The organism is Flavobacterium nackdongense, assembly GCF_004355225.1.
Taxonomy (GTDB): Bacteria; Bacteroidota; Bacteroidia; order Flavobacteriales; family Flavobacteriaceae; genus Flavobacterium; species Flavobacterium nackdongense.
Genome location: NZ_CP037933.1, coordinates 3743738 through 3757307, shown reverse-complemented (window position 1 = coordinate 3757307; position 13570 = coordinate 3743738). Strand labels below are relative to the sequence as shown.

At 32.5% G+C, this 13570-nt stretch carries 8 protein-coding genes; all 8 read right to left on the bottom strand.

The window, feature by feature from the left end; translation table 11 throughout:
* Positions 1-37 precede the first annotated feature (37 nt).
* The gene (locus E1750_RS16185; RefSeq protein WP_133277768.1) at positions 38-754 is read right to left on the bottom strand and encodes a M48 family metallopeptidase; all 717 of its coding nucleotides are present in this window, start codon (positions 752-754) and stop codon (positions 38-40) included.
* 1 nt (position 755) lies between these two features.
* Positions 756-3839 (bottom strand): type I restriction endonuclease subunit R, encoded by a 3084-nt coding sequence (locus tag E1750_RS16180; protein WP_133277767.1) that lies wholly within the window; start codon positions 3837-3839, stop codon positions 756-758.
* 4 nt (positions 3840-3843) lie between these two features.
* On the bottom strand, positions 3844-5163 hold the full coding sequence (locus E1750_RS16175; RefSeq protein WP_133277766.1) for a 5-methylcytosine restriction system specificity protein McrC: 1320 nt from the start codon (positions 5161-5163) through the stop codon (positions 3844-3846).
* A 2-nt stretch (positions 5164-5165) separates the two neighbouring features.
* Complete coding sequence (locus E1750_RS16170) at positions 5166-6953, bottom strand: McrB family protein (RefSeq protein WP_133277765.1); 1788 nt, start codon at positions 6951-6953, stop codon at positions 5166-5168.
* Complete coding sequence (locus E1750_RS16165) at positions 6950-8209, bottom strand: restriction endonuclease subunit S (RefSeq protein WP_133277764.1); 1260 nt, start codon at positions 8207-8209, stop codon at positions 6950-6952. The genes E1750_RS16170 and E1750_RS16165 overlap by 4 nt, the downstream gene beginning before the upstream one ends.
* A complete protein-coding gene (locus E1750_RS16160; RefSeq protein WP_133277763.1) occupies positions 8200-10647 on the bottom strand; it encodes a type I restriction-modification system subunit M in 2448 nt (815 codons plus the stop codon). Before E1750_RS16160 ends, E1750_RS16165 begins: the two co-directional genes overlap by 10 nt.
* A 420-nt stretch (positions 10648-11067) precedes the next feature.
* Complete coding sequence (locus E1750_RS16155; RefSeq protein WP_133277762.1) at positions 11068-13167, bottom strand: VapE domain-containing protein; 2100 nt, start codon at positions 13165-13167, stop codon at positions 11068-11070.
* Between the two features lie 97 nt (positions 13168-13264).
* Positions 13265-13546 carry a helix-turn-helix domain-containing protein gene (locus E1750_RS16150; RefSeq protein WP_011964270.1) on the bottom strand — a complete coding sequence of 94 codons (282 nt, stop codon included), beginning with the start codon at positions 13544-13546 and terminating at the stop codon, positions 13265-13267.
* Positions 13547-13570 lie beyond the last annotated feature (24 nt).

Below are 13570 nucleotides of genomic sequence, written 5' to 3'. Positions count from 1 at the left end.
ATGATTTAAATGAAAAATAATAACTAATCAATTATCCTTAATATTCCCATTCACCGTGACTTACTGGTAAACGGTTTAATTCGTCTTTATAGAGCTTCCATTTAGGTAAGTTTTTGTCCAATTGAGCTAAGAAATTATCGTTGTGATGTCTTTCTATTAAATGTATCATTTCGTGGACAATAATGTACTCTAAACAATAATGAGGTTTCTTCGCCAGTTCCAAATTAATCCAAATTCTTTTTTGTTCAATGTTGCAAGTTCCCCACTTGGTTTTCATTTGTTTTACTCCCCAATCCGATACTGATACTCCAATTATTGGTTCCCATTTTTTTATGAGTTGTGGGATTTGACTTTTTAATTGTTTGCGATACCATTCATTAATGCAATTTTGTCTTTGCTCTACTGTTGCATTTGGTCTGATGAATAAATCAATGTATGTTTTTGTTTTTATTTCTACTCTTGGTGGCGCATTTTGTTCTGTTACTCGCAATAAATATCTTTTGCCTTCGAAATAATGACTTTCCCTTTGCTCAAATATTCTAGGCATTTGTCTGTCTTGCATTTCAAATTTTCGTTGGTTCTTTTTTATCCAGGCTAATTTTGAAATTGCAAATAATTTGACTGCTTCATCATCGACATTTAATGGTGCAGCAATTCGTACCCGACCTGTTGGTGGATAAACCGAAAGGTGCATATTTTTTATGCTCTTTCTAATTACATCAATGGAAAAATTACTTACTTCTATTTGGTGCATTTTAATATTCTCTTTGATTAGAAACTATATCAAATACTTTACTTAACATCAATTCATCATTAATGCCATTGCTTTCCAATACTTGTCTAATTGCTATTTCTACTTTTCTTCTTTTGATGTGTGTACTTCGCCAATCATCATCTTTTGTGTCTCTAATTTGCTGGTCTAATTCGTTTGCCAGTTCTTCGTTTTTATCCAAATTGTCATATAATGCTTGTTTTGGTTTTGTATCAATAGTGGCTGGATAGGTTTTCTTCGTATTAGGTTGAATGCTTCGTGCTAATTCTTCATATTCTTTTAACAGCTCTTCATACGATATCGCTCCTTCTTTTCTCAATCGGATTAACTCTACCAACAAAACACTCATTTTTTCATAATATGCCGGGTTGATTGGCATTTCCTGAATGATTGTTTTTCGCATATTGTTTTCAATAGTTTCACTCATTGCACCTCTGTTTCCTTTAATACTACTAGGAAGTTTATCAGTTGCTTCTTCAATACCATTATCAACTATCAATTGTAAAAGTGTTGCTTCTCCTAAATTAGATAATACACGACTTGGATCTGCTGTTAAATACATATCCAACATTTGGCGCATATCTGGTTCATACTTCTTCAAATCGATATAATCAGAAGAATAGTGTTTGATACTGTTTCTTAATTCTGCGTAGTAGTTTACTTTGTCTTTGATTTTATCGGCTTCTACTTGAGTGTAACCCGCTTCAATTATTTCTGAAGCAATGTTATTATATGCTCTAATTAAAGCCACTACCAATTTATATAAAGTCAAACGTTTTTGTTCGTTGTCTTTTAAGTCGTCTTTGTTTGTTGGGTCACCGCAGAAATAGTGGTAATACTGTTCTAATTGTTTTGGTGCTGGAATGTCTAAGCACAATTGGTGTAATGCTTCAATAGCATCTTCCAAACGTTCTTTTGCTTTTTCTAATCTGTCGGTAAGTAATCCTTTCACATCATCAATATCATATTCATCAAAAGCATCTGATGTGTAATCTGAAATGGATTTATTTAAGTTTTCTAATAGGTTTTTATAATCAACTATATATCCAAACTCTTTGTAATATGGATCGTTTTCTTCTTCTTTGCCTAATCTATTTGTTCTACAAATTGCCTGAAACAAACCGTGGTCTTGCATTTGTTTGTCGATATACAAATAGGTACAATGTATTGCATCAAAACCAGTTAGCAGCTTATCTACAACGATAAGCAATTGCATATTTGCAGGTTCTTCCTTGAATTTCTTTTTAGCAAATTTCTCAAAGCTTTCTGCATCTTTGAAATCATAATCTTTGAGCATTTTTTGGTAGATTTCAAACTGCTCTTTCTTTTCGGTTTCGCCAGCTCCTGTTTCTTCTATTTTTATGCTGTTTTCATTAGGTTCAAAACTGGTAATTATACCGCATTTTTTTATTCCGAAGGATTGGAAAATCTCGTAATAACGACAAGCTTCATAGATACTTCTAGCTACCAAAATTGCATTCCCTCTACCATCTTTTAACCTTGGTTTTGTAATGAAATCCTTTTTGATATCGAAAACTATTTTTTCTAAACGTGTTTTAGTACTTAACACCTTTTGCATCGTACCCCATTTTTGCTTGAGTTCCGCTTTAGGAATATCATTCATACCGTGCGTTACAATTGCAAACCATTCATCAATACCTTTTTGGTCAAAAACGTGTTGGTCCACATCACGAGCTTCGTATAATAAATCTAACACTACTCCATCTCTAACTGCTTCGTCAAATTTGTATGAATGAATGTATCTACCAAAAATTTCTAAACTTTTTTTCTTGTCTTTTTTCAATAAAGGTGTACCCGTAAAACCAATAAAAATGGAATTATCAGGCAAAATAGTTTTCATAGCACTGTGTAGCTCTCCACTTTGAGTTCTGTGGCACTCATCTATAAAAACAATAAAATCTCCTTTGGGTTGAAAATCTTTTGAAATTTTTAGTTCTTCAATAAATTCATTGGCAGCATTGTCTTCTTTACCACCAAACTTATGAACCAGACTGCAAAGCAGTCTTGGTGAAGTATTGTTAAGTCTTGAAATTAAATCGGCACCACTTTTAGTTCTTGTAATGGTTTCACCAACTCCAAGAAATACGCCTTCAATTTGTTCATCTAAATCTGTTCGGTCTGTAACGATTAATAATCTAGCTTTCGGATTGTTTTCTAAAATCCATTTTGCCAACCAAACCATTGTTAAACTTTTGCCACTACCTTGTGTATGCCAAATAATACCGCCTTCTTTTCTTGCGATATATTTTTGTGCTTCTTTTATACCAAAATATTGATTTGGACGACACAGTTTTTTTGTTCCGTGGTCGAATATTACAAAATCGTGAACTATTTCTAGCAATCGTTCTCTGTTACAAAACTGTTCGATGTGCTTGTCTAATAGAATAACATTAGGATCATAGACATCGTTATCTTCTTTCCATTTTAGGAAATATTTTTCTTCTGTTTTGGTTGTACCATAATACAAACCATTACTGTCATTCCCGGCTAATACAAATTGTATGGTTGTAAAAAATGACTTATTGAATAAATGCAGTTGGTTGCTTAAGTTTTGTCTAATTCCTTCACTTGCCGAAACACTTGCTTTCTTTAATTCTAAAACACCTAGAGCTATCCCATTGATGTAGATTACAATATCGGGCCTGCGTTCTTTAGCTCCTCTAATCGTTACTTCTTCGGCGATAGCAAAATTATTATTTAATGGATTTTCCCAATCAATAAAATCAACGTGTTCTGGTCGTTTGATGGCTTCTACTTTTTTGGAAGTACCGTAACGCAATAAGGAATAGACTTCTTTATTAGCTGTAAAAAGGTCGTCGTTAGAATTTATTGTAGCTTCTTTTTTCAAAGCAAATATTGCTTTGTTAATCAGCTCCTCACTATACTTTTTAGTGCCTTGCAGGTATTTACGCAATTCGTCTTCTTCGATATTGCTGTTGCCCTCTCTTTCTTCCCAATTACCTAAATAATCGTATTTCAAAGTATCTTGAAACCATTTCACAATACGGTTTTGTGTTGCTCTTTCTATTTGTCCTACTTTACTCATTGGTCTATCGGTTTATTATTGCGGAAATTCTATCAAGAAAATTTACTTCTTCAGTACTAATTTTTTCATCTGTTAAATTGGAATAATCTATTCCGTCAACTACAAATTGAATGTTGTTTTTTTCTTCAGCATATAAACTATTTGCTTTGTTTCGTTCTTGTCTATAACTATCAAACTCCTTTGAAAAAGGATATAACAAACCACCAGCCACAACATTTTTATTTTGCTTAAAATAAGTAATATAAGTGTGTATTTGAAAAAAGTCTGCTCGATCATAGTCAAAATAAACAAATTCCATTCGTTTGTATTTTGCATCCCAAACCATTACATCATTTCCTCTTTCTAAAACAATATCAGGTATTAGAGTTCTGCTAAAATCATTGTTTTTATAGGTTGTAATTTTATCATTTCTAATTATCCATCCGTCTTTTAAGAAACGCCTTTTTAAAATTGCCCTTAAATACATTTCCCATATTTCAGCAACATCTAAAAAAAAACTTAATCCCTGTTTGTTTTTATCTTCACTATTACCAAAATTCTTTTTTTTAATTATATCCCAAGATAAATCTACAATTGGTTTATATGATAAATAAATATCTCGATACTGTATTTTATTATAATCGTTTTCAGAGATATAGCCGCTATCTATTTTTGTTGTGTATAGTTGCTCTATGGCATTTTTAGAACTCATTGATATCATTTCATTTGTTAAATGATACTCTGATTTCAACATTCTATGCGCATTTTTTAAAATGCTGGTAATTATTTTATTAGGTGTTTTCTCGTGGTACTTACTGATGATTTTTTCTTCGGTGTAAATTGGCAAAATAGATTTTCTGATGTCTAATTTTCCTATTATAGTAGCTCCTTTTTGAAACTTGATGCTGTTGTTTTTAGGAATTCCGTGTTTATTGGCTTTAGATAAAAGATTTAACCACAAAAAAGAAATTAATTTTTTTATGAGATACTGGTATTCTTTTTGCTTTTCTAAATTGTTGTTTGAATGTGGAAGTCTGATATTATACACTTCTTCCAGCATCCTAAAAAGTTGCGTATTCCCAAATCTGGGATTGATGGTAATTTTATATTTTAAATTGTTAAACTCAAAAACTGCTTCGCCAATAAATCTTCCAGCATACCATTTGGCATCACGATAATTAAAATAAGCTATTTCTTCATCCTCATTTTTATCCTTTTTACCAAAATTGAAAATATTTAGATTGTTTTTTTTAGATATAAAATATTGAATTGCTTCGCTGTGTCCTTCCTGATTTTTAAAGGAACAACAATCGTTAGCTTCTAATATGATGGTTTCTAAACTCACAACTAATTTTGATTGTAAATGACTTTTAACTCTTTTAATATTTCATTTTGAACTTCTAATTCCATATTGCCTAGGAAAGAAACTAACATTGGTTCTAATGAAATTTTCCATAAAATATTAGTAGCACCATCACCTCTATATAACTGATATTTTAGCGATTTATAACCTCCAATTTCTTTGTAACTTTTGTAAATCTCCACAATTTCAGCAAAAAAAGTATGACCTATTTGGTATTGTTTCCCTAGCTCTGGTATTGAAGAAATTTTGCGGTTAAGTTGCGTAGCGTTTCTTATAAATCTATTCATTTCGTCTTCCATTCTTAAGTTAGCACCTAAGGTTCTGTTTTTATGGTGAATGATGTTTCTCAATGTATTTTCATCATAACCATAGAAAAACCATAAAAATCTTCTGCGTAAAGCAAAATCTATTCTTTCTAATGAAAAATCAATTTCATTCATTGTACCAATAACATATAGATTTCTTGGAATTGTAAGTTCTAAATCTCCAACACCAACTTGTATAGGTTGGTCTCTATTTTCTAGAGCTGAGAATACTTCTCCAAATAATCTTGATAAATCAATTCTGTTGATTTCATCAAGAATTAATACGTGTGGCATATCGTCGTTTGGTGTAACACCTAAATCGGCTTTTGCTTTCTCACAAATCTTAAAAAGTGTACCTGGTGTTTTTTGGGTATTTCCGTCTTTTAATTGATAACCAGCAATAAAATCTTCATAGGTATAATTAGGATGTAATTGTAGATGGTGAATTCTATTTGTGGTTACATCTGGTTTATCTCTGAAAAAGGTAGTGACATTTGCTTTATTTTTGAGATAAGCATAGGTAATTAAAGCATCAGCCAAGTGCTTTGCTGTAAATGTTTTGCTTGTTCCCGGAGGACCATATAATATTATTGCTTTTTTGTATTGCAAGCCTTGAACTTCCGAAAATCCTTCTTCTGTTAATGAATAATTCCAAATCCTAGCATAGTCAAATTCATAAAAATCAAAATTAGGATGCGTTAATGCTCCCAGTTCTTTTCTGATTAATAGAATTTTATCATCAGTATTTAGACTTTCATCAACTTTTTGTGCTTCGGATAATAAACCCCAAAATGAAATAAGGATTTGATTTTTGTGATTTTCAGAAGCTATTCTTTCATAATTATCAGGATTACCAGCATACGTAAGAATATTGGTTACGGCTAAACTTTTTTCCTGTAATTCAGCTTTAAACGTATCTGGTAAAATATAGGTTGTGTTTTCTGTACCGTATTTTTGGAACAAGCATATATATTCTATCCAGTCTTTAGCTTCCTGAACTGTTGTAATTTCTCCAAGAACAATTTTTTGTCTTATAAAACGAATTAGAATTAAAATGAATTTAATTTCCTCATATTTATTGTTTGTATGCCATTGTCCTGCACTACCAAAACCAACAGGATAAATAGTATCTACTAATTCTTCTTCGGATAGATTAGTAATTCTTTTTACATATCCTTTTTTTGTTGGAATTCTTATATCATCAACAGCAAAAGACCATAACCATTCTGCGTGTGCAAAAACCAATCGAGTAGGTAAATCAGCATTTTTAAATTGATCAGTTACTTTAGCATCAAAACTACCATTGGTATCATTGTAATTTTCGATATAATTAAAGAAACATCCTTTGATGGTATCATCATTTAGAATACCCGTATGAGCACTTAAAATACTATTTCCATCAATTAAAAAATCTTGTATGAATTTATCATAAAATTGATAAATATCTTCGGCGTGGTGTTGTTTCATACTAATCTAATTTTACCTGTTAAAAGGTTCTGCATCATTCCTTGTTTAATACTTTTATATTTCTCCAATTTTGTTTCTAATGCAAGTATTTCATTATCCATATCTAAAAGAACAGATGCTATTTTTGTTTGTTCTTCTTTTGTTGGAGGCATATTTATTGTAATCTGATTTAAATGTACAGGTCCAAAATTTGGTTGTGCACCGCCTGTTATTAAAAGGTCAATTTGATTTTTAAATTGAGAAGACTTTAAATAGATTAATAAAAAATTATAATCTAAATTACTCAATGGTTTAAACCTAATTACACTGGTGTTCATAAGCAATGGTAAATCTTGTTTTCTTACAACTGCTACTTTTCCATAACTATTACCAGAACTTGCTACAACAATATCATTTTCATCAATTTCAAAATGTTCATACATTTTATGGAATTCATCTAACGAAATGTGTCTATCAGTCCTGTCTAAATTTAATAATCCATTTTCTAAATTCGTTACATTAATAACTTTTATCCCTCTTTTAGTAAATTGCCAATTTCTTAGTCCCGGACCTTCTTGAAACCAACATAAATCCTTAAACGATTTTACTTCCCATTTTTCTTTAGGCTGCAATAGTTTTTGCATTGCTCCTTGCTTGATATTGCGTTTTTTTGCAATGACTTTTTCTAAACCTTTTATTAAATTATCTGCATCGGATAAGGCATTGGCTATGGCGGTTTGTTCTTCTAATGTTGGAGGAAGTGGAACAAAAATTGATTTCACATCATCTTTATATAATGCTCCTAAAGTAGAACTTGCATTTTTACTTTTTAATTGAAGTTGGCCTATATTTGATGTAAAATAATAATACAAGTATTTAGAGTCCGTGATTTTATTTAATTTCAATAAATATAAATTAGGAGCAACAGTAGCTTTTTCTGTTTTCATTTCAAATAGGTAGACATTTCCAATATCACCTCTCTTTAAAAAAAGTAATTCACCTCCATACAATGCTGTTTTTTTTAAAAAATTATAAGATGATTTATCTACATATTTGACTTTATTCATACTTGAATTGTTCTCTAGGTCAGTTGATCTAACATACCAGGCATATTCTTCATAATCATATGACTTTACATTTTCAGCTACTGATGAAAAACTGCCATTTGCATCGTAGTCTGTTAATAATTCTATTAAATCTCTGACTGTATAAATTGACCAATCTTGAGGAATTAAACCCAATTCAGTTTTTTTTAAATTACTGTTTACTAACTCCATACAAATCCCATTTTTTGAAGGTGAGCAGTTACTTTGCTTTCTAAATCGGCAACGTCTTTGGTCTGTTTGGGTAGAGGCGTTTCGTATAGTTCAGCTAATTCTTTTATTCGTCCTGTAAGGCGTTGGCTGATACGTTCCATTTCAGATTTTACACTTTTTTCTATGCTAGTCATCCATTTGTCCTCAACTACCAACTGTTTAATTTCATCAATGGTTAGTATTTTGTATTTGGCTAATGCTTTTTTATCTAATTCGGCAGCAGCTTCTTTTATTTTTTTAGTTAGTAGCGCTTGATTCTCTACCAATTTTAAAAAGGTTTTTAGCACCGTAATTTCTTCGGCATTTTCTGCTTTTAGTTTCGGTGTATCAATAGCTTTTAATCGTTTTTGCACTGTTCCTTTGTTGATTTTATCAAAGTCAGAAAAAATGCCTTCTTCAGTATCGTGTTCTTCTTCCAACTCAGTTTGTGTTGCAGCTAAAGCTTCTTTGTCGGCTTCTAGTTTTTGAAGTGCTGTTTTTTCTGGTAAAAAATAACGGTCTATAACTAGTGTTTTTGGAACTAAGTCGCAATCCCAACCTTTATCGGTTTCTACACCAGCTTTGTTTTTAACCAATATTCTATACGGCTCTGCTTTCCAACCATCAACCGCAATGATATAGGTATCATCCTGCATTGTTTCGTTCCAATAGTTCATAACGTGTTGGTATACATCGTATTTATCCATCAATGCTTTACCGGTGTAAGCTGTTAAGATGGCTTCTGAAATGGTGTGAACTACTTGTTTTGGTTTGATACCAGCTGTTAATTGTTTTAGAAAAATAGTGTATTGTGTTTTCCAATCGTTAAACAGCTTGTCCATTTCTTTACTAAATGCCACAAATTCTGGATGATTGAAAATGGTTTGTTTGATATCTTCTTTGGCGATTTTCAGGTCGCTGTAGTTAGGTCGTTTATTAGCAACAAACAATTCTTTTTTTAGCGAAGGATAGACATCCCAGTATTTTTTTAAAGCGTCGATGTCCTCGTTTGGTATTCCACCCAGTAAATGCGCTTCGATGTCTTGAATGTCTTCTACTTCTTGAATGTCTATGTATCTTGGAATATTTAGATTGAAATCGTTTTTCGGGTCGCTAATTTCAGTAATACTTACCAAGCGACTAAACTTTGGTATTTCAGTATGTTTGTTGAAAACATCGGTAATCTTATGTATGTCTTGTTCTCTTAAACGGTTTTTGTTACCATCTTTAAGAAATCCTTTGCTGGCATCAACCATAAAAATCCCTTTTTCATCATCAGTAAGGTCTTTAGTGTTTTCAGCATTTTCCATATCAATGACTATCACACAAGCCGGAATACCAGTACCATAAAATAAATTGGCAGGTAAGCCAATAATACCTTTGATGTAGCCTTTTTGAATTAGACTTTTTCTAATTTCGGCTTCTACATTACCGCGAAACAAAACACCGTGTGGTAAAATACAAGCTGCTTTACCAGTGCTTTTTAATGATTTTACGATATGCAATAGAAACGCATAATCTCCATTTTTGGTTGGTGGAATTTTTCCTTCTTCGAAACGGTTGTAAATGTCGTTAGCTGGGTCAAAGCCATCAGTCCAATTTTTAGATGAAAAAGGTGGATTTGCAACGATATAATCAAATGTTTTTAAATCACCCAATTCATTTTTATGCAACGGATTGGACATTGTGCTTTGTCCTTTTTCTATTACTGCTTCCGGGTTGTTGTGCAAAATCATATTCATACGCGCCAAAGAAGCATTTGCCGTTTCTTTTTCTTGTCCGTATAAATTAACTTTATTATCAGCTTCGGCAGCTACTTTTAGCAATAAGGAACCTGAACCACAAGTTGGGTCATAAACAGTCTGTTTTTCTTTATTTCCTTTGTTTACTTCGATTACTTTTGCCAAAACACGGCTTACTTCGGCAGGAGTATAAAATTCGCCTTTGCTTTTCCCACTTTCAGAAGCAAAGTGTCTCATCAGGTATTCATAGGCATCACCCAATATATCATCGCCTTCAGCTCTGTTCTTGCTAAAATCTAAAGCAGGATTTTCGAAAATAGTAATAAGCCCTGTTAGCTTATCGACCATTTCTTTTCCTTTACCTAACTTTTCTTCGTCTTGAAAACTAATTACATCAATAACGTTAACTAAATCATTTTCTTTAGCCAGTTTGGTAATTGCCATATCCATTTTTTCTCCAATATCCTTTTGTCCTTTCAGACTTTGCATATCTTTGAAACTACCGCCTTCTGGAATAAATATTAAAGCGTTTGGATCATTTGAATATTTATCGCTAACATACTTTACAAACAATAAAACCAACACATAATCTTTGTATTGACTTGGCTCCATAGAACCTCTTAACTTGTCACAACTTGCCCAAAGTGAGCTATATAATTCGGATTTTTTAATTGCCATTCTGTTTTTTTGTTTTTTATTTAGTGTTTTTATTGCGGTGAATTACTATTTCTTACAAATATACTAAAATGCAATGGTAAGAAAAATGAGGAAAACCGTAAACGGATGAAAATAAGTGAAAATAAGTGAAAATAAATTTAGGGTGTAGGGTGTAAGGGAAAAACGGGTAAAACATTTTTTATTTTTTAGGAATAAAAAAAACAGACTAATATGGCTGTATAAGCGCAAACTAATCCGACTGCTTTACTCTATTGCCTTATTATGGTCTGATGTTACCCGAAAGTTTAAAAATAAAAAAAATAAAAAATGTTTGTGTTGAAAAGTGGTTACACCCCTTACACCCTTTTTTTTGAACAAAGTTTTTCAGGATTAAATTGCAGAAAAAAAGTGGAAACTTTTGATTTCCACTTTGGTTTAAATTTACTTTTGTGTTTCGGATTTTTTGTTGGCTTCATCCACTTCTTCATAGGAAAACTCTCTTAACGCATACACTGGACTGCCTTTCCGCATTAGTTTTACGAAATTGTGTTTTTTCAGTGCCTTTCCAATTTTGTTTATTGTTCCATCATTTAAGTTAATCTTTGCCTTCTCCGCTAATTTAGCCCCAATTTGTGAGGCATTTAGAAATAATGTGGCAATATCTCTATCACAAGGTTCAAACCAGGTTAATAATAATTCTTCTTCTGGGCTGTGTATCTGGTATTGTTCGTTGTTTTCGGTGATGGATTTTATTTCTTCTTGGTCGAACCAAAATCTAAAACCACTTTTGAAAAGGAACAATGCTTGTGAAAATGCCATATTAATATCTACATTGTGTTGGTATTTGATGCCTTCTAATTCAAAACAAAGAAACCTTCTGCTACCTGTACTATCGTTCAAGAACTGTGCTGTATTGACACTTCCGGCAAACGATGCCCTTCGGGGCATTGTTTCGTTGTTGTGTCCGTAAGCTTTTCGCATTCGGATTTGAGTTTTTGTTATGATTTCTTTGAGTGATCCAATTTCAGAACGGTTTAAATTTTCGAGCTCGTCCAAATTAATCAACATACATTCTGAAAGCTGCACCAGAGTATCTTTGTTGTTAGGGTTTATGGTTCCAGAAAATAGATATTCTTTTAAAGGTTTCGGAACGAGTTTCTCCACCCACGTTGTTTTTCCTAAACCTTGTTTGCCACTGAAGACAATTACTGTATGATTTATTACTTTATCATCGAGAACACAACCCACCATAGCAACTAACCATTTTTTAAAACATTGCTGCCAAAGGTCTTGTTTTGTGGTAGTTATTGTATTCGCTAATTCGCTAATATAATCGGTCTTTTCATCATAGGTTGGTAAATTGAAAAAGTAATCTTCAAATGGATTGAACAGCACACAAAAATCAGAATACAATAAATTTCGTAATGAAGATAGGTTTGTTTTAATTCTACCTTTTAAACATTCCCTAAGCATTGAGTTTTCTATAAAATCATTCATCACATTCCATTTCTTTTTGCCGAAATATTGGAACTCTAATTTGCCTGAAACGATATTGTGCCGAAATACATATTTGTTTGATAAAAACAACTCTAAACGGTCAATTTGGGTTGGTTTTGGTTTGTCTTCGTCGTCTTCGTCTTCGGGAGTAGGTGTAGGTTGATGAGTTCCCTCGTTCCTCGGGATGACAATTTTGGACTTTTCATTTTTGCCAAACTCGTGACTATTTCCGTAAGCACTGTTGACAGCTTGTGTTACTTCTTTTTCATCATATCCAAAATCGGTTAAAATATACCCCAAAGCTTCGTTTAAAGCAACTCCTTTTCGGTTTAGGTTACAGGCGAGTTGATGTACAAAGACGTTGCGACTACCATTCACGAATTGCACTTTTTTTTCAGTAAATTTTATGCAATGATTGTAAATCGCTTCGGTGTTGTCGGTTGTCGGTTGTGAGTTGTCGGTTGGAGAAGCTTCGACAAGCTCCGTTTGACAAGATTGCTTCGGTTCGCATTCAAAGACGGTAGCGTTTTCGTTTAGATATAAATTTTCATCCCAGGAATAAAAACATAATCGAGTTACATCTTTGCCTGATTTGTCAATTTCCAGTTTTAAAATAGCCTCGTAATGTGCTTGTATCAATAGAAACGCTTCTTTGTGATTGGCTTTGTCTGAATTGATTTTAACTAGAATTTTTAATCCGTTACCTGATGGACTTATGAAACTGGCATAAGTGAATTCACTTTGATTGGCCAAATGCTTTGCATTTTGCAAATCGGCAGCACTTAATTTGTCTATATCGAGAATGATGCAATTTGAATATTCTGCTAAGAATTCCAATTTTCGTCCTCCAACAAACTTTCCCGAAGGTGTGAATGCTGGAAGTGATTTTTTGGCTTTATTGTAGGCTTCTATTTTGTTTTCGGCAAGTGATTTACGCAAGTAAATGATCCCCGGTCTGTACTTTCCTGTTTTGATTTCTTCTAAAATTGTTGAAATTGTTTTGTGTTCTACAACCTCGTTGAAGTTTTTAAAGACTGTTACCATTTTTTAGGTTTTAAAATTTATTTTCAAGATTAGAAGTTTCCCTTTTGTGATTGGCTTGCAATCACAACTTTCGCAAGTTCCGTTACACTCTTTCATTTTATCTTCCTTTGAAAGATTTGTTGTAATGTTCCGTTAGGAGCTTTTCAACATCAGAAAGTTTGTAATAGATTTTGTTTCCCACTTGACTAAATGAAATTTTACCTTCGTCTCTCCAGGTTTGGGCAGTACGTTTTGAAATTTTCATCAATAATAGGAATTCTTGATTGTCCAGAAAGGTTTCTTTCTTTGGGTCAGCCTTGATAGAAATTTGAGATTGAATAGTGTCTAATTTGCTCATTAGATCTGTGAACTGGTCTTTTGTGAAGATAATTGCATCCATTTTTAAATGTTTTAAATTGTTATG